Source organism: Pedobacter sp. B4419 (assembly GCF_059693725.1).
Map to the genome: position 1 here is coordinate 820,310 of NZ_JCASSL010000002.1, position 20,127 is coordinate 840,436.

The 20,127-nt window shown below is 44.7% G+C and carries 6 protein-coding genes; 2 read left to right on the forward strand and 4 right to left on the reverse strand.

Annotated features, from left to right (window positions below; genetic code table 11):
* Nucleotides 1–5 precede the first annotated feature (5 nt).
* From AC570H_RS15170 to AC570H_RS15180, 3 genes are all read right to left on the reverse strand, one after another.
* Complete coding sequence (locus AC570H_RS15170) at nt 6–971, reverse strand: DUF4271 domain-containing protein (RefSeq protein ID WP_497356279.1); 966 nt, start codon at nt 969–971, stop codon at nt 6–8.
* Nucleotides 972–1,403: 432 nt separating this feature from the next.
* Nucleotides 1,404–2,321 (reverse strand): PorP/SprF family type IX secretion system membrane protein, encoded by a 918-nt coding sequence (locus AC570H_RS15175; protein ID WP_497356281.1) that lies wholly within the window; start codon nt 2,319–2,321, stop codon nt 1,404–1,406.
* 12 nt (nt 2,322–2,333) lie between these two features.
* Nucleotides 2,334–14,390 (reverse strand): Calx-beta domain-containing protein, encoded by a 12,057-nt coding sequence (locus AC570H_RS15180; RefSeq protein WP_497356283.1) that lies wholly within the window; start codon nt 14,388–14,390, stop codon nt 2,334–2,336.
* A 300-nt stretch (nt 14,391–14,690) separates the two neighbouring features.
* Here AC570H_RS15180 and AC570H_RS15185 point away from each other — a divergent pair, with 300 nt between their 5' ends.
* Entirely contained in the window at nt 14,691–17,651 is a 2,961-nt protein-coding gene (locus AC570H_RS15185; RefSeq protein ID WP_497356285.1) for a ligand-binding sensor domain-containing protein, read from the forward strand.
* Here the strand turns inward: AC570H_RS15185 and AC570H_RS15190 are convergent.
* Nucleotides 17,648–18,295 (reverse strand): response regulator, encoded by a 648-nt coding sequence (locus AC570H_RS15190; RefSeq protein WP_497356286.1) that lies wholly within the window; start codon nt 18,293–18,295, stop codon nt 17,648–17,650. The genes AC570H_RS15185 and AC570H_RS15190 overlap by 4 nt on opposite strands.
* A gap of 690 nt (nt 18,296–18,985) precedes the next feature.
* Here AC570H_RS15190 and hemW point away from each other — a divergent pair.
* Nucleotides 18,986–20,119, forward strand: coding sequence for a radical SAM family heme chaperone HemW (hemW, locus tag AC570H_RS15195; RefSeq protein ID WP_497356288.1), 1,134 nt, complete (start codon nt 18,986–18,988; stop codon nt 20,117–20,119).
* Nucleotides 20,120–20,127 lie beyond the last annotated feature (8 nt).

The window sequence follows — 20,127 nt, forward strand, 5'->3', positions numbered from 1 at the left end:
ACCTCTTAGAATCCTATTGCCTTGATTAATATTAGTATAGGGCAAATTTCGAGGGTGCAAAAGTACAAAAATAAATACATTTTAGAAAACCTATAATGAGATAAAATATTTACGCCGGCTCTTATAAACTGAAAGACAAACACTATCACCAACAAAATTATGGCTATGGCAATATAGTAGGCCCCATATTTCAAGGGAGAAAGCGCAAAAGCAATCACCAAAGGGATAAACAATAAAGATGCATTAAAATAACTTAAATATAATATAGATACGTATTCGCTAACCGGTTTTTGGATATTAAAGACATAGCCTAACAAGCGCAGTAATAAAATTTTAAGCACATACAGCACAATAACCACCACAGAAATGGTTACAAAAAACTGGAAGCCATTGGCCACATAGTTAAGGCCCTGGTATTGGGCTGCCAAATAAAAGAACATTCCAATAGTGAATCCAAACTGCACAAAAAGCAGCAAAAAGGGCCAAGAGGTAAAAAGGTTGTCTTCTTTGTTGAGGTTGCCTAAGATCCTATTGCTAAAAAACGATTGTACAATAGCTGCAAGCTGTTTAGAAAAGGCATACTTTAAACCTGCAAATGCGATCAGCAACAAGGCAATCACCCCTAAAATCCATAACTCCCCTTTTTGTAGCACATCTCCCCGCTGGCGCGGATCCTTGTTTACAGAACGCAAGAGGAAATCTTTTCTCAAAGCTTCAAAATCAAGCTTGGGAAATCCATAGCCTTTGCTCAAGCTGTCTATAATCGATGCCTTGGTTAGAGAATCCAGTGGCATTAGGATTTTAGGCGTAAGGGTATCAGGCATTACAACCTGCAGGGAAGCAGAATCCAGGCTGTCTGTAAACAGTGTTTGTTGCAGGCTGTCGGTATTTAAAGGAACTTGCTGCGCCTTCGCGGGCAATAATGCGCAAAGGCAAAAGAGGCAAATCAATCCTAAAATCTTTTTGTACATGCTCAAGCTAACAAGGGTCTTTATGCTGCAAATTACGGCTTTATTCCTTTGTTTTCCTAATCCTAGTGCTTGCCTAAATTTTTAAACCATCTTTGCAAAATGGCCGGAATAGAATACTGAATTTTAACCCAATTGCTTACAAAAGCAAAGTAACAAAGGAGTAACCTAAAACGCTGTTAAAAACAGTCCGAAGGAGTATGCTGACCCCTTTTACCAGTTTGCTTGTGATAATGGCCTCACCTTCATCTAAATATGAAGAATATTATTTTGGCTGGCGGGGTCTATGGATGGTGGTTTTTTACTGTGTTAACAGAAAGCCTGGTTTTCTTGGCAATTGCGTTTCACAACTGCGTTTTCCTGAAAATCGTTACTAAGAAACCCCCGGTTGCCTTATGCAACCAGGGGTTAAGCTATGCTTAGTAGCTAAGGGCTTTATTTGTTAAACAAACTGTAGCTGATGCCCAGCTCATAATCGCCAGCAGTATAACCCTGCAATGGCGAGGTATTGGTGGTGTACATGGTATTGATGGCCAGTTTGTTGTTCCAATTGATGCCTACTCCAAAAGTAACGCTGCCTGCATTATGATAAAGCACAAGCGCATTCAGCTTGTTCACGGCCGGCGAATTGAATTCGAGGCTTACTCCCGCATCGAGCAGGTTATCAAAGCCTTTTACGCCTCTATAAACCACCTTAGGCTCTAGCATTGCAAAACCGGCAGGAATGCGGTAGCTTACCGAAGTAAAAAACAAGGGCAGATCGGCGGTTTTGTAATCGTCTTTTTTCAATACACGCTTTAAATTGGTCACTACGCCCTGAACCTGGAGCCCATCAGAACGGTAAGCCACCCCAAAATCTGCATCCAGATAAGTTTCGCGCTGGTTTACGTTATACACTTCCTGATCGTCGCTATCCCCTTTAAGCGCATCAAGGTTGATGTTATCGTCGGCAAATGACACTGAAAGGCCAAAGCTCAAGTGGCGGCTCCCCTCATTCAATGGCAAGTGATAAGCATAGCTAGCTACTGCGCGGGTGCGCTTCAACAGTCCGGCTTTATCGTTATTCACCTGTAAGCCAAATGCACTCTTGCCTGCAAACCCGTAGTCGGCAGTTATAAATTGTGTAAAAGGCAAGCCTGGCAAGGTACTGAACTGCTGGCGCAAGCCGGCATTCAGTACTAATCTTTGCTGCAGTCCGGCCATGGCCGGGTTGTTCAGGTATTGGTTTTGAAAGTAGCCCATGCTCATTGGATTGAGCTGAGCCTGGCTTGCTACAGAGCTAGCTATCAACATGATCAGTATGGCAACCCATCTGAACATTGTCTTTCCTATATTCCTTTTAATTGTCTTCATTGTTGCGATGTATTAATTATTTCTAACAATTGTGATAAATCCTTTGATCGGCTTCACTCCGTTTCCAAGGTCGATGATGTAGTAATAGGTATTCTCATCAAGGCGCTTGCCGTTTAAGGTACCGTCCCAATCATTGGTATAACCTTTTTTGGTGTACACTGCCCTTCCTGCACGGTCGATGATGCGCACCTCGTTGTTAGGATACATATCGATGTTTTTAACCACAAAGAAGTCGTTTTTGCCGTCGCCGTTTGGCGTAAGCACGTTGTTGGCCACCAGGTTATAATCCTCATTTACCGTAATGGTAATGGTGGCGGTGCTAGTACAGCCAGCTGCGCTGGTTCCTGTTACGGTATAAGTGGTGGTTTGCGCCGGACGTACGGTTAAGGTAGCCGAGTTTTGACCACTGATGATACCGGCCGCATTTGCCCAAACATAGGTTGAAGCACCGTCGGCGGTTAATGCAATGGTTTGGCCTTTGCTCACGCTTGTTCCAGGCGCCGCCGTAATGCTTACTTGTGGCAATGGCGAAACGGTTAGGGTAAAGGTACGGGTAAAGGTATCTTGACCGCCGTTTAAGGTACCCCCATTGTCTTTAACAGTTACCGTGATGGTTGCTGTACCTGCCTTACCGTTTAAAGTATAGTTTAGTGAAGCATTTCCTGCAGTTGTTGGCGTTACCGAAAGCGTGGTAAACAAGGTCGGATTGTTGCTGCTTACACTTAAGGTAGTGGTTTGGCTGGTCTCAGTTCCGGCGGTAATGCCAGTTAGGGCCAGTGTTTGTGGCGTGGCCGTTAAACAAAGCTGCTGATTGTTAATCGTAGCCAATGTTGGTGCCGTATTGAGTGGCGGTATAACCGTTAATACCTGTGCTACATCGGTTGCGGCATGATAAATTGCATTGCCAGCCTGCGAAGCCGTAATCGTGGTATTGCCTACGCCTACAATGGTCACTACATTGCCAACAATAGTTGCTACTGCAGGATTTGAACTGGTATAGGTTACCGGATTTCCTGAAGCACCACCAGCTGCATTTAAGGTAAAGGTTGGATCGCCCAAAATCTTAACAGGCAAAGCAGCGAAGGTGATCGCCTGATCCATCTTGTCATCATCGGTAATCGTAGCACTTGCCGTAGCATTGCTTGCCGAAACTGTAAAAGTAAAGCTCGACGATGTTGCCCCAGTTAAGGTTAGGCTCACCGTTTTGGCTACTTCATAAATGTTATCATCTATTACCAATAATGGAACAGCTACCGAATTCTGACCTCTAGAGATCACAGCTGATCCGCTCAAAGCAGTATAATCTGTTCCTGCCGTAGCAGTTCCGGCTACGCTATAGTTTACGGTAATGTTTTCTGTTGCTGTAACTCCAGCAGGCAAGCTGATGGCGAAGCTGCCATTGGTGGCAGGCTCTGCCGCATCGGCTGTTTTAGTGATGCTCAAGATGCGGTTGACAGTTGTATTGTCATCATCTGCGATAGTTACCGTCGCGTTGCCAGTAGCCGTGAAAGCAAGACTAGTCGACGTAGCTCCAGTTAAGGTGGCAATCACTGTTTCATTTCCTTCAATGATGCTGTCGTCGCTTGGCGTTACCGTAATAGCTACCGAATTTTGGCCTGCTAAGATGGTTGCACTGCCCGACAGCGCGGTATAATCTGTTCCGGCTGTGGCACTACCTGCTACAGTATAGTTTACGGTAATATTTTCTGTTGCCGTAATTCCAGCAGGCAAGCTGATGGCGAAACTGCCGTTGGTGGCAGGCTCTGCCGCATCTGCTGTTTTAGTGATGCTCACTACACGGTTGGCCGGGCTATTGTCGTCATCTGCGATGGTTACCGTCGCGTTGCCAGCAGCCGTGAAGGCAAAACTAGTCGATGTAGCTCCGGTTAAGGTAGCAATAACTGTTTCATTTCCTTCAATGATGCTGTCATCGCTTGGCGTTACCGTAATAGCTACCGAATTTTGGCCTGCTAAAATGGTGGCACTGCCCGAAAGCGCCGTATAATCTGTTCCGGCAGTAGCAGTTCCAGCTACGCTATAGTTTACGGTGATATTCTCCGTTGCCGTAATTCCAGCAGGCAGGCTGATGGCAAAGTTGCCATTGCTTGCAGGTTCTGTGGCGTCTGCTGTTTTGCTGATGCTCACTACACGGTTGGCCGGGCTATTGTCGTCATCTGCGATGGTTACCGTGGCATTGCTAGCAGCCGTAAAGGTAAAACTAGTCGACGCAGCTCCGGTTAAGGCAGCAATCACTGTTTCGTCTCCCTCAATGATGCTGTCGTCGCTTGGCGTTACCGTAATAGCTACCGAATTTTGGCCTGCTAAAATGGTTGCCGTACCCGAAAGCGCGGTGTAATCAGTGCCTGCGACAGCCGTACCGCCCACGGTATAGTTCACCGTGATGTTTTCGTTAGCGGTAATGCCTGTTGGCAAGCTGATGGCGAAGTTGCCATTGCTTGTAGGCTCCGCAGCATCAGCAGTTTTGGCAATGGTTAACGTTCTGTTGGCAACGGTGTTTTCGTCATCTACAATGTTTACCGTAGCACTACCACTAGCCGATAGGCTAAAGCTGGTTGAAGTAGCACTGGTTAAGGTGGCGCTTACCGTTTCGGTACCTTCAATGGTTTGATCATCGATGATAAGTACCGGTACATTCACCGAGTTTTGTCCTGCCGGAATGGTTACCGTACCCGAAAGCGCAGTATAATCTGTTCCTGCGGTTGCCGTACCTGCTACGGTGTAATTTACTGTAATGTCTTCCGACAGGGTAACACCTGCTGGTAAGCTCACGCTGAAACGGCCATCGGTTGCTGGCTCTGTCGCATCTGTTGCTTTGGCAATGGTCACGACCAAGTTTGCAGGAATGTTATCGTCATCCGCAAGGTCTATGGTTTCGCTGGTACCTGCGGTAAATACCAAGCCTGTTGCTGTACCCGAAGTTACCGTAAGGGTTACGGTCTCGGCACCTTCTACTTCTTGGTCATCAATTACGTTTAAGGCGAGGTCTACGCTGTTACTTCCCGCAGGGATGGTAGCCACACCGGTAAAGGCAGTATAATCTGATCCTGCGGCAGCTGTACCCGTTACGGTATAGTTCACTGTAATGTCTGTAGGCACTGTAATGCCCGCCGGCAAGGCAATATTGAAATTACCAGGTGTTGAAGGTTCTGCGGCATCTGCCGTTTTGGTCACATTTAATACCAGGTTAGCTGGGATGTTATCGTCATCGGCAATGTTTACCGTTACGTTGCCCGCAGCGGTAAAGGCAAAGTTAGTGCTGGTACCGCTAACGAGCGTTAAGCTCACGGTTTCTGTTTGCTCGATCAATTGATCGTCGATCACACTAATTGGAACAATTACCCCATTTTGTCCTGCCAAGATGGTTGCCGTACCAGATAAGGCCGCATAATCTGTTCCCGCAGTGGCGGTACCACCTACGGTGTAGCTTACGCTGATGTTTTCGGTAGCGGTAATGCCTGTTGGCAAGGCAATGCTTACACGGCCCGAAGTACCTGGTTCGGCAGCATCATTTAACTTGGCAATGCTCAAGGTACGGTTAGCAGGCGTGTTGGTGGCATCGGTAATGTTCACCGTAGCACTTGCACTGGTGGTACTTGGGGTGAAGGCAAAACTGGTTGAGTTGCCACCTGTAATGGTCAAGATCACCGTTTCGTTCCCTTCAATAATTTGATCCAAGTTTGCACTTATTGGGATCTTCACTTCGTGGTCACCTGCTGGGATCACTACCGAACCTGTTAAGGCGGTATAGTCAGTGCCATTGTTTGCGGTACCGGTTAAGGTATAATTCACGGTAATGGCTTCGGTTGCTGTGGCAGCAGTACCTGGTAGACTAATGGTAAATTCGCCATTGGCACCCCCTTCCACCGCATCAGCGGTTTTAGTTGCCGCCAAAACTAAATTGGCAGGCAAATTATCGTTATCTGTAATGGTACCTGTAGCTGGACCTCCAAAGGTGAAGTTAAAGCTAGGGCTGGTTACGCTGTTAATGGTAATGATCACATCTTCCATTCCTTCGATGATCGCGTCGTCTACCACATTGGCAACAATAGCGGCACCGCCAGTAGAATTAGGCGAGATATTCACCACACCATCAAACTGCGACGCTAACGGCGTATAATCTACCCCTTTCGTGGCACTACCCGTAACGGTAAAGTTAATGGTTGCCTGTTCTGATAAACTGATGCCTGGAGGCAAGGTGAAATCGAACCTCAAGCCACTGCCACCTTCTGCACCATTACGGTTTACGCTAGCATTCACGATCCTATTTGCTGGGATGTTATCATCATCCGTAAGGTTCATCACTACTGGTGTAGTATTCAAAGTGAAGGTGTAAGGGAAGCCAGCAGTACCTGTTCCTGAAAGGGCCATTCTTACCGTTTCTGTATTTTCAATGATTTTATCATCAATCACCTTAACGGGAATATCTACATAGTTTTGGCCCGCTAGGAGAACCACGGGGCTTATTCCTTGGTAATCTGTACCTGCTGTAGCTGTGCTTCCATTCGTAAATTGAGTGATGTTGACGTTTACTGCACAAAGGACATTAGGCGGAAGGCTCACGCGGAACATTCCGTTGGTGCTTGGTTCAGCTGCGTCGGCTATTTTAGTCAGGGTTAGTGTTCTGTTGGCCGCTGTATTGTCATCATCCGTAATATTTAAACTGGTTGATTTTTGTGCCGCTACTGCAGTAATTGGGAAAGCAAAGCTAGGTGAAGCCCCATCGGTTAAGGTCACAATAACGGTTTCGTTAATGACCTCCATCACCTGGTCATCAATTACCTCTACGGGCAAGGCCACTTGGTTTTGTCCCGCTGGCAATACAATAGTACCCGTTAAGGCTTTATAATCGGCTCCTGCCGTAGCGGTTCCTGCTACGGTATAGTTCACCGTTACGTCTTCAGCCGAAGTGATGCCTGTAGGCAACTGAACTCTAAAGCCACCATTGGTTGCTGGCTCTGCGGCATGTGCGGTTCTTACAATGGCCAAGGTCCGCTTCGCGTCTACGTTCGCATCATTATCAATAATGTCTATCGAAGCCGTTTCGCTACCTACGGCAGCGGTATAAGCGTTTGTGCCATCTGTACCGCCCGTAATGGTTAAGGTCACGGTTTCCGTAGGTTCTATAACATTATCATCTACTGGCGTAACCGTTACAGATACGCTATTTTGACCCGCAAGGATGGTGGCGGTTCCAGTAAGTGCCGCATAATCAAGCACGCCGGTTGCCGTACCTCCTACGGTATAGTTCACGGTCGTGTTGCTGGCGGCGTTAATGCCTGCTGGTAATTTAATGATAAAGCTTCCTGCGGTACCGCCTTCAGTGGCGTTGGCATTGGCTGTAACGCTCAACATTCTGTTGGCTGGCGTGTTATCATCATCGGCAATGTTCAAGGTAGCTGCATTTGCGCCTGAAGCTGGTGTATACGTAAATCCGTTTCCGTCTGCCGAGTTATTCAAGGTCAAGGTTACCGTTTCTGTAGGTTCTAATAATTGATCATCAATTACCAACACAGGCAGGGTTAGGCTATTGGTGTTTGCAGGTAGGGTTACGGTAGCAATGGTATAATCGGTATTGCGAGTGGCCGTACCGCTCATGGTGTAGCTAAGGGTAATGTTGCTACTTGAGGTATAACCTGTAGGCAAACTAACGGTAAAGCTACCTGCTTGATCAGGCTCGGCCGCATCTGCTGTTTTGGCTACGGCCAATACGCGGTTGCCAGCTGCTGTATCATCATCGGTAATCGTCACGGCGATGCCCAATGCCGAAGCCGCTGGGAAAGTATAAGCGGTACCACCATTAATGGCACTGCCCGATAGGATGGTGAACGTCATGGTTTCCGTACCCTCGATGATCTTGTCGTCCAAAATTTCTACAGGAATGGTCACACTATTTTGATTGGCAGGAATGGTGATGGTGCCAAAGTTCTTATAATCTTGTCCTGCAATGGCATTGCCCGATAAGCTATAGCCTACCGTAATAGGGAAGGTTGAGGTTGCACCTCCAACTAAACTAATGGTAAAGCTGCCATTAGCTGCTGGCTCGGCACCATTCACCGCAGCAGTTAACTGTAATGCCGTACTGCTCGTGCTGGTCATGTCTACAATGGTTACTACTGCACCATTACCTGTTGGATCAATGGTATAAGCAGTTGATGGCGAGGATGCCGAGGTAAGGTTTAAGATCACTGTTTCAGGACCTTCCACCACTGCATCAGCAAGCGCATTTACATTCACAAATACTTCATTATCTCCCGCTGGGATGATCACTTGGTTACCCGTTACATTTCCTAAGCTATAGTCGGCAGGAGTAGTCGCCGTACCTGCGGTGGTATAGTTAATGGTAATGGCTTCGGCACTGGTTACGCCAGGAGGCAATGAAATTCTATACTGTCCTGCCGCACCACCTTCTACCGCATCTGATACTTTGGTTAACAAAACCACGGTGGTATTTGCCGCCGCGTCATCGTCTGCAATTTGCGCAGTGGCGCTATTTGCCGAAGCGGATGCCGTAAAGTTAAAGTTGGTCGAAGTACCGCTGGTCAGGTTAAAGATCGCCGTTTCCGTACCTTCTATCACCTTATCATCAATAACAATCAGCGGTACTTCTACACTGTTTTGTCCTGCTGGGATCACAATGGCACCTGCAATCGCTTTATAGTCAGTTGCTGAAGTAGCGGTACCGCTCAGGTTATAAGTAAGGTTGATGTTTTCTGTTGCTGTAATGCCAGTAGGCAAGCTCACGGTAAAGCGGCCGTTGGCGGCTGGTTCGGCACCGTTTTGTGCGCTTACCGATAAGGTTCTGTTGCTTGCCGTGTTGTCATCATCCGCAATGTTCATGCTGGCATTAGGTGCCGTTGGGTTAGGTGTAAAGCTAAACACGGTCGTAGCGCCTTGCATAGCCACCCCACTGGTAATGGTTAGGGTAACCGTTTCCGTAGGTTCAATAATTCCATCGTTGATGACATTGATCGGAACGTTTACGCTGTTTTGCCCCGCAGGCAAGGTCACCGTAGTGGCCGAACCGCTACTGTAGTCGGCACCGTAAGTAGCCGTACCACTCAAGGCGTAAGTTACCGTAATTGGCAATGCACTTACGTAACCAGTAGGCAAGCTAATGGTAAAGCCGCTATGCGTACCAGGCTCTGCCGCATTGCCATTGCTGGTTACCGCCAATAATCTGGTAGCTGCCGTGTAATCGTTATCTGCTTGCAAAAGGGTAGCCACGCCATCGGTTGCATGCACTCCAAAGGTTCCCGAACTGGTGGTGGTACCGCCTGTAAGCGTTAATATAATGTCTTTGGTTTGTTCAATAATTTGGTCATCAATAGCGGTTACGTCGATCACTACATTGTTTTGACCCGCTAAAATGGTAGCTGTACCGGTAAGGTTTTGGTAATCGGTACCATTTACTGCACTACCGCTTAGCGTGTAAGCTACCGTAATGTTTTCAGGGGCCAATACGCCTGTTGGCAAAGCCACGGTAAAGGTACCAGTGTTATTAGGCTCGTTGGCATTTAGTTGTGCGGTTACGCTTAACACACGGTTAGCTGGCAAGTCATCATCATCGCTAATGTTTAGCGTAGCGTTGTTTGCCGTAGGGCTAAGGGTGTAGGTATAGGTGGTAGAGGTTCCCGCAGATAAGGTTAAAATCACCGTTTCTGTAGGTTCTATCTGTGAATCGTCCACTACATTTACTGGAACCGATACACTGTTTTGGCCCGCCAAAATGGTGGCCGTGCCTGTTAAGGCAGTATAATCACTGCCTGCGGTAGCCGTACCTGTTACGGCATAGGTAACGGTAATATTTTCAAGGGCATTTACCCCTGTTGGTAAGCTGATGGCAAAAGCACCGTTCGTAATTGGTTCTGCGGCATCAGTGGTTTTGGTCACGCTTAATACACGTTTTGCGGGATCAAAAGCGTCAACGGTAATGGCATGTGTGTTGGTTGCTACACAGTTTCCAGTACCTGTTACGGTATAAATAATGTTGGCCGTACCTGCTGCTACCCCTGTCACTATGCCGTTTACATCAACGGTAGCAATAGCGGTATTGCTGCTGCTCCATACCCCACCTGGTGTAGTGTTGGCTAAAGTGATGTTGTCGCCAACAAATAGCGAGCTTGCGCCTGTAGTAGTGGCTACTACTGGCATGGCATTTACCGTCACGGTTTGTTGTATGGTGCCTACGCAGCCATTGCCATTGGTTACGGTATAAATAATATCAGCTGTACCTGCAGTAACACCAGTAACTACGCCTGTAGTACTTACGGTAGCTACAGCGGTATTGCTGCTGCTCCATACGCCACCGGTAGTGGCCGAGCTTAAGGTAGTGGTCGCTGTGGCACATACGTTAGCCGTACCGGTAATAGGTGCAATCACCACATCGCTTTTGGTCAATACAATTTCGTCGGTACGTGAGCAACCATCAGGATAGCTTACCGTTACGGTATAAGTACCTGGCCCTGCTGCCACCAAAGTTGACCCTGTACTGCCATCGCCCCAAGCGAAAGTGGCCATTGGCGAGGCGAAGAAACCGTCAGTCTTAATGGTATAAGGAAAGGCATCGGCACATAAAGTTTTATCGGTACCTAAGCCAAGGATAGGTGTGGTATTGTTATAAGGTAAAATAGACCAATTGGTATTGCCACCTAAATCTTCAGAGTGCTCTAAAGCTTTAAATGGCGTAGTGCCTGTGGCAGTAATGTTGCGTAACCTAACATAATCAAACTCTACAGTGCCCGTGGTTTTGTTTACGGTAAATGCGCCTGTAGTAGAACTGTTGATTTCGGTAAGGTTACAAGGGGTACCGCTACCAAACCAATCTTTAGTAATGGTGGTAGTAGATCCACTTAGGAAAGTATATACTTTACCTGGGGCAAAAATCAAGGTTTCGATGGTATTTCCGGTGCCACTAATGGCACCTTTTCCTTTAAACTCTAAGCGACCGATGGTGTTGTTGGCGCCAATATAAGCTTGTGAGGTTCCTGCGGCATTGCTAAACAAAAGGTCAGCAATGGTGGTATTTAAGATGGCCACATTGCTAGAACTTGTGGCAAGCACTTCTACTTTGTCGTAAGTACCCGCATTTACCCTAAAAATACCTGCCTTGATATTTGAACCTGTGGCCTGTAAGGTTTTGCTGGTGCCTGTATATTGCCAGTTGGCATTAATATTGGCATTTCTAACGTCGAGACTGGTGGCTTGTGTACCTGAGTTATCGGTAATTACCGATGCGGTAATGGTACGACCATTGAGGTTAAGCTCCCCACTGTTCAATACAATTACTGCGTTAGGGTTGTTATAGTCTTGTGTAAACGTTAAGCTACTGCCAATAGGTTTAATAATATCCATGCTAAAGGTACCCAAGGTGGCATTAGCAGGGGTAAAGGTGGCATTAGCAGGTCCCATAAAAGCTACCCTAATGTTAGGATTTAATGCAGGACTTAACACCAAGTTGCCCCAAATTTCTAAAGTAAGCGTTCCAGGTTTGGTAAAAGTAGGGGCATTGGTTACCCCTGTCCAATCCATGTTACGGCAATAGGCGTTACCTTGCGAAATGGTGACAGCATTGCTCCCTGCGGTAAAGCTATTGGCATTAAAAAATACATCGTTGCTTACGGTGGGTACACAAGCCCCGCCTGCACCGCCGCTGGTGGTACTCCAATGTGCAGAGTCATTCCAATCGCCAGCGCCACCTACCCAATAACGTGCACCTCCTGTAGAAGAAGTAAATACAAAGCCTGTGTTACCACCTGCGTCGGCACCTGCTACAGTGATGGGTACACCACTACCTGTAGCCGCCATGTTTTGTACATACACATTGTTAACATCTAATGTGGCTGCTGGGCCAAAGTTTAAGGTTGGCGAGGTGCCCTCAAAACCTCTCATTTCGCCTAAACCTTCGCAATCAGGATTATTGAAACGAAAAAGTCCGTTAATGGTTTGTCTGTTACGGAAATTATAGGTACGTGCTGGGGTTAATAATAAGTTAGTAATGGTATTGTTCCCCATAATGGTGACACCACCACTCCTTATATCTAAGGTGCCAATGGTATTACCACCTGCACCGCTTAACGCAAATAGCGACGAGGTAGGACTGGTGTTGGTAAATACCAACTCATTAATCGTGGTACCCGTAATGTTAACGGCATTTAAAATGGTGTTCAGGTGTACTTTTGGATAAGTTAATCCATTTGAAATAAAGAAAACCTGAGCAGTGATGAAAGAACCTGCCGCATTGTTTACAAACGTACAGTTTCTGGAGTCGTTAGCCCAGTCATTTACGGTAATGGTACTGTTGCTAAAATCTATGGTACGCACCAAGGTCGATTGACTTCTGATCTCTGCAATGTTGATGATACGACCAGGCATTAACAACTTACCGCTGGCCACTCTTAAACTACATGCGGGAAAGGTCAGGTCATCTAAAATGGTCATTCCACCATTAACACCTGTTTTATCAATATTGAATAAAGGGTTACCTAAGCTTGCGCCTTTTGATTTAAAGGTAGAGGCTTCGGTACCTTTTAATTGGATCATGCCTCTTACATACTGTGTATTTGCAGAAGCAAGGGTAAGTGTTGGGTCTAATTCAATAGAACCATATATTTCCATGGTATAAGCACCAATGTCTAATATCGGCGAGTTCGTTACATTGGTCCATGTCATGTCATGACATCTAATGGTACTGGTACCTGTTACGGTTTTGTTGGCAGCGGTAAAACCACTATTGGCGTCAAACACTACATTATCAGTAGTAAAGGGTACGCAAGCACCACCTGCGCCACCACTGGTGTAGCTCCAATGTGCTTTATCGTTCCAGTCGCCACCGCCACCTACCCAATATAGGGTAGCGTTACCACCAGTTCTTGGCGTAATGTTAAAACCAATATTGCCGCCTCCGTCTTCACCCACTACCGCAATAGGTGTAATGCTACCCACCACTGTAAGGCTCGAAATTAAAGCATTTCGGATATCTGCTGTTGCGCCTGCATTAAAAGTTAATTTAGCGTTGGCATCTGCTCCCCTCAATTCGCCCAGAGCATCACAATCTGGCGTGTTGCCTTGCAATGCCGTGGTAATGGTGTTATTGCCATGAAAGATATAGCCTTTTCCTGGGGCCAATACCATGGTGCCAATCACGTTGCCAGCACCAGCAATACGACCTCCACCTTTAAACTCTAAACGGTTAATGGTATTGCTTGCGCCTATCCTTTGTGTACCTATTGGCGCTACTTCAGCCGCTAATATCAACTCATTAAAGGTATTGCTATTGATCTCCATGTCTGGATTATTCCTCGTTGCAGTCACTTTTGCAAAAGTTAAACCAGTAGCGTGGAACATATCAGTGGTAATGGTAGACCCTGTTGCCGTAAGGGTCATATTTGATCCCCTGGTATCCCAGGTACCTCCTACTGCAATATTGGCATTGCTAATGTTCAAGCTTCTCACTGTAGCTCCTGCTGCATTTAGATTGGTAATGGTGTGAGTGTTTCCTGATAAATCCAAGAGACCTGTAATAAGGTTAATATTTTGCACCGCTAAGTCACCTGAAATGGCATCTAACAGTTTAACTGATGCACCTCCTGTTTTGTTAACCGCAAATGAATTGTAGTAACCTGCTTGGTTAATCCTAGCTGCACCGTTGGTTCGAAACGTAGCATTAGCACTACCCACAAAGTTGAGGGACATGATGGCGTAACGTACGGAAGCGGCTAATTCTAAGTTACCATAAACTTGCAATTGGAAACTGCCTGTGTTCCTAAAAATAGCTGCCGTGGTCACGCCATTCCACGACATGTTACGACAAACTGCATGACCAGAAGTGGGCAATGTGATCAAGGTATTGTTGGCCAAGCCACTATTGGCGTCGAAATAAACATCGTCGCCTGTACCAGGTACAATAGACTTGTTGGCTACCCCACCAGAAGTGGAGGCCCAATGGTTAAGGTCGGTCCAGCTACCCGCACCGCCTACCCAATAGTAGTCGGCAGCACGAAGCTGGAAAGCAAAAAGCACAAGAAGACAAATGAGTAGAGTTTTTTTCATTTAACTAAGTTTAAAAGGAAGTCTGATGTTTTATTTTGCCTATAGTTTTGACAAATAGCCGTGAGATGACAATTAGATTGAGGCATAATATAGAGCAGATTCGTTAGGGATTGATTCTGCTATCAAAATTAAATTGTAGTTTTTGAAATGTATTTAGAAACTATTCTGCCCGGAAATAGAATTAATTCTATACCTACTAGTAATATTTTTAAAACACTTGGTAAACAAGGGATCAAAAGATAGGTTAGCGGCCGAAAATTCAATAGATTCGTAGGCAGATAACTTGCCGATAAATAGGATATGCGCCGTTCAACCTCTATATTTCTAATTCTTCTTTTCTTTTCGTTTTATGTTCAAAGCCAGGAGAATTATAGCGTAAAAACCTATTCCGATATCGATGGCCTTCCCCAGAATAGTATCAAATCTATTGCCCCTGATGAAAGAGGGTATTTATGGCTAGCTACCGAAGGTGGTTTAACCCGATATGATGGTCATCAATTTTTAGTATATGATAACTTTAACACACATCATCGCTCTAACAGGATCAACAGCTTAAAACGTGATTTAAAAACAGGAATCTTATATGCGGAGACCGAATACCATGAGTTTATCCCCATCAAAAAGGGCAACACTTCACCTCAACTTGTGCCCTTTAAATTTCTTTTCCCTCATTCTAATAGTTCTGGTTCTTTGATGGAAGAATCGCCCCTAAGGTTTGAAAATACCCCCGTATTTAAAGTTCAGCTTTCTGGGAGTGAGCGATGCGAAATCAGGCAAAACAAAGTGGTTTATTACCAAGGAAAAAAGACAAAGGAACTCTCCTATCCATACCGTAATACCTCGCTTTTCTTTGTTTCCCAAAAACAGCTATTCCATATCAACACCAATAGCAGCGCCGATTTAATTGATGAAAAAGGCATTACTCAGGTCGCCATCACTGGCGACTTGACCCTGGAGAAAAGCGCTTCGGAAAGTAGGTTGAAAGTATTTTGGAGCAATGCCACTGATCAGGCATTTGTCTACGTCAACAAATCTGTTTACCAGCTTCAATACAACGGGAAGGTACTTAGCAGTAAACGATTGTTAAAAGGGTTCGATCTTACGGAGAAAAACATCATCACCATTTATTACAATGATTCATCGAAAAAGTTCTTTTTAGGTAGTTTAACACAGGGGCTTTATGTGATCCAGCTTTCTGTATTTAATTCGAAAATGGCAAAGGAGCAGTTTGACAAAAGTATCAAGTATGCGCTTTTTCCTTATAACCAGCACACGGTATTGTTTGCCAATGGCAGCCTGCTCCAAACGGATGGGAAAGAATCCCGTTTGCCTCTGCTTCATCAATATAGCAATAACTTCTCCATCACGATAGATGGGCAAAGCCATATTTGGGTACAAAAGGATTCGTCCATTTTTAAATTATCAGCGGATGGCCGTAAACAGTTAGCAAAATATACTTTTCCAGCTAGTGCCTCTTGCCTGTACATGGGCAACGATGGGCTACTGTGGATTGGTACACTGGGTGCCATTTATACTCTTGAGGCGGAAAACCCTAAAGCGGGCCCGCAGGAGGTATTGAAATTAAAAAATGTCAGCGTTTTAAGAGAGCAGGGCGATTATTTATGGGTGGGTACGCATAAAGGGCTTTTCAGGTATCATTTAAAACAAAAGAAATTATCGGCCATCCCTAAAATGTCTGATTTCCATATCAGGGATATTTTAGTGAGACAGGATGAGGCATGGATTTGTACTTATGGTGATGGCTTTTATCTGTATAAGAATGAGCTATTAAAAAAGATGCCTTTGGATAAAAACAGGTATCTCAATTCTTCCCACTGTTTGGTGGCAGATCAACGGGGCTTTTTTTGGATAACAACCAATAAGGGCATGTTTCAGGTAGCTATTAAAGACTTGCTTGCTTTTCATCGGGGCGCTAAAGATGAGGTGTACTATAACTACTTTAATCAGGATTATGGCTTCAACATCAACGAGTTTAATGGCGGTTGTCAGCCTTGCGGAGTGGCCTTAAATGATGGAAACTTGGTTTTTCCTTCCTTAGTGGGTTCGGTTATGTTTGATCCTAACCTGGTGCAAACGGAATTACCCAACGAACCGATTTATATTGACAAAATTCTTCGTGATAACCAAGAAGTAAAGCTTTCGAACACGTTAAATATCAACCCTGATTTCGAAAGGCTCAATATCATGATTTCTACGCCTTACTTTGGAGACAGACATAACCTGCAGTTTGAGTATAAACTGAAGGATGAGAACAACTGGATCCCACTGGAGCCTAATGCGGCCATTACGTTTTCCACCCTTTCTTCGGGCACGCATGAATTGTTAATTAGAAAGGCCGCTGGTTTTGGCCAAAGCTACACCTACAAAAGCTTTGTGATTAAGGTATTGCCTAGGTTTTACGAAACCTGGTGGTTCAAGTTGCTTACTGTCGCTTTTATCTTATTGCTCATGATGCTAGTTTTTAGGCAAAGAACTTCCAGAATATTAAAGCGCAATAAAATGTTGGAGGAGCTTGTGCACCGCAGGACACAGGAACTGGCCAATAACATTCAAAGTTTAAAAGATTCGCAAAATCAGCTTGAAGCACAATCTAATTTTCAAAAAAGACTATTGGCCGCCATTACGCACGACATTAAAAGTCCTTTGAAATACATGATGATCAGCGGCAAGCAGCTTTACATCAACCCCGAACAAAATCCCAACTTAAAAGAAGTAGCACGAGCGATTTATCTGTCTTCCAGAGGCATGTTTTACTTTACAGAAAACCTCCTCAATTACAGCAAGCTCTTCGTTAATGATGTTCAATTGGATTTTACCCCGCTCGATTTATATCATCTGGTTGCCAGAAAAATGGATATTTTTTCGGAAGCAGGCGTATACCATAACATTACCTTTAAGAATGAGGTTGAAAAGGGAACCTTGGTTCTTACCGATGGTCTGATTTTATCAGTGATTATTCATAACCTTTTAGATAATGCGGTGAAATTTAGTGCAAATGGCGAAGTGGTTTTCAGCACCTTAAAAACGGCAAATGGCATTACCCTTATCATTACCGATGAAGGTTCGGGCTTGCCGCCTGAGATTGCCGATTGGCTTAACTTTTCGAAAGGTAACGAAGTGTCTAACGGCCTTGGGTTAAAAATGATTAAAGAACTGGCGCCAAAAATAAAGGTGAACATTAAAGCAGAACGCTTAGCTAAGGGTACCCGCTTTGACTTACAGTTTGCTCAAATGCCTTAATATTGATTCATCCTAAAGATTTCGATGAGTTGGGCCACATTGGAAATCTTGAGTTTTTCGAATATATTTTTCTTATGCGTACTAATGGTCGAGGCTTGCAGGTTCATTTTTGCACTAATGGCATTGGTGCTGTTTCCTTCTGCAACAAATTTGGCAATTTCCATCTCACGGTTAGTTAACACCCCATGGCTAACGGGCATGTTATCATGATTAAGGCTGTCTAGCAATTGCTCCTTCACCTGGTCACTTACATATTTTCCTCTCGTGCAAATGCTAGTAATGGCATTGATGATCTGTTCTTCAGAAGCACTTTTCTCCAAATAACCGTTTACACCGGCTTTTAAATACCTTAGGGCGTAAATGGTTTCTTCATAGGAAGAGAAAATTAGGATTTTAATGTCCTGTTGAATGGATTTTATCTTCTCCACCATGTGAAAATCGTTTCCACCAGGTATATTGATATCAAGGATCAGGAGATCAAACTTCTGTTTTTCAAGCAAAACCAGCGTAGCATTCAATGACCCCGAGTAGGCAATAGCTGTTTGGGGAAAAGATTCCTTGATGATATAGCCAAGGCCTTGCTGAATGACCAAATGATCATCAGTGATTAACACACGGAGGTTAGAAGCAAATAAACCGCTCATTTAGAATTTGGGAAAGCGATGGGTAGGATTGATTCTCATCATAGCCGGCAACAATAGGGTAGAAATTTAAACAGTTTGGCATCGCTGAACAAGCGTGAACAAAATGAACAAAAAAGAACGTACTGATCCAGTGATTACCTATACAATTTTACTTTTTTTATTGCAGATCAGGGCAATTATCTCTTAAAAAAAATACCTAAGGTTCGCCAAAAAATTACCTAAAACAGATAAGTATTTAACTTTCAGTTAAATACATGCAAGCATATTCAATACGCTCAGACTTTGTTCAGAAAATGCGCTTTACAATAAAAGAATAGTTATAGCGTTTCATCCAACTAACTAAAATTCACTTATTTTTAACAAGCACTTGAAAGATATCTGGCTTTTAACCTGGTTTTTTTATGATGATCCTAGGCAAATCTATTTGCGCTTTTTTTATTCACGGTTGCTCTTCTTCGTTTTTATGGCCGCTTGAAAAGCCGTAAGATCCCAGTAGATACCGTACCTGATCTGTATAATCCTATCTTTAACTGGCTTTCTTTTTCTTACGCTATGATACATGCTAATCGAGACCGCGTTTCTTGATTACATATTTGATTTTGCTCATCACCTAATCAGGTTTGTTTTTTGTTACTTTTGTTGATCCAAATTTGATCCAAGTAACACAGGGGTAACAATAAATCATAAATAATGGCCGGCATTTACATCCATATCCCCTTCTGCAAAAAGGCTTGTACCTATTGCGATTTTCATTTTACTACTTCTTTAAAGCAGGTTGATGAAATGACCGATGCCATCTGTACAGAACTCGACCTTAAAAAAGACCGGATCAACGAACAGATAGGCAGCATTTATTTTGGTGGCGGCACTCCATCGGTATTGCCCATGGCCTCGCTCCAAAAAATATTCGATAAGCTAAACCATAATTTCGCCATAGCAAGCGATGCAGAAATTACACTAGAAGCTAATCCGGATGACCTGAGCGCACAGAAGCTCAAGGAATTGAGACAGTTGCCCATTAACCGTTTCAGCATTGGCATCCAGTCTTTTTTTGAAGAAGACTTGCTGTGGATGAACCGTGCCCATCATGCCGAAGAAGCCGAAAACTGCATCAAAAGAAGCCAGGATTCAGGCTTTGAAAACCTGAGCATCGATTTGATTTATGGCTATCCCCTACTAACCGATACCAAATGGCAGGCCAATATCAACAAAGCCATCGAATTGCAGACACCACATATTTCGGCTTACTCTTTAACTGTAGAAGAACGTACGGCTTTGGCCAATGCCATCCAAAAAGGCAAGCAAAGCAGGCTCAGCGATGAGCAAAGTGCCCATCAGTTCTTAATGCTGACCGAAGAATTGCAAAAGGCGGGATTTGAACATTACGAAATTTCCAATTACAGCCTACCTGGAAAATATGCCGTACACAACACCAACTATTGGCGAGGCATCCCCTATTTGGGCATCGGGCCATCTGCACACGGATTTGACGGACAAACGCGTTACATCAACATCGCCAACAATGCCAAATACCTGGCCCAACTCGGCACTAAACAACTGGCCGAAACCGTAGAAGAGCTTACGGCTACAGATCGTTTTAACGAATACATCATGACTTCGCTTCGCACGATGTGGGGTACCGACTTGCAAAAAATTACGCAAGACTTCGGCACGCACCTGGCCAGCGAAACCATTGCGCAACTACAACCTTTTATTGAAAAGGGACAGGTGGTTTTAGAAGCTCAAAAAGCCAAGCTGACCAATGAAGGCAAGCTATTTGCCGATGGTATTGCTGCATCGCTTTTTACAGGCGACGAAGAGTAGTAATCTGA

Excerpts from the sequence above, each read along its gene's own strand:
- AC570H_RS15180 (WP_497356283.1), bottom strand. The coding sequence starts at position 14,390 with ATGAAAAAAACTCTACTCATTTGTCTTCTTGTGCTTTTTGCTTTCCAG.
- AC570H_RS15175 (WP_497356281.1), bottom strand. The coding sequence starts at position 2,321 with ATGAAGACAATTAAAAGGAATATAGGAAAGACAATGTTCAGATGGGTT.
- hemW (WP_497356288.1), top strand. The coding sequence starts at position 18,986 with ATGGCCGGCATTTACATCCATATCCCCTTCTGCAAAAAGGCTTGTACC.
- AC570H_RS15170 (WP_497356279.1), bottom strand. The coding sequence starts at position 971 with ATGTACAAAAAGATTTTAGGATTGATTTGCCTCTTTTGCCTTTGCGCA.
- AC570H_RS15190 (WP_497356286.1), bottom strand. The coding sequence starts at position 18,295 with ATGAGCGGTTTATTTGCTTCTAACCTCCGTGTGTTAATCACTGATGAT.
- AC570H_RS15185 (WP_497356285.1), top strand. The coding sequence starts at position 14,691 with ATGCGCCGTTCAACCTCTATATTTCTAATTCTTCTTTTCTTTTCGTTT.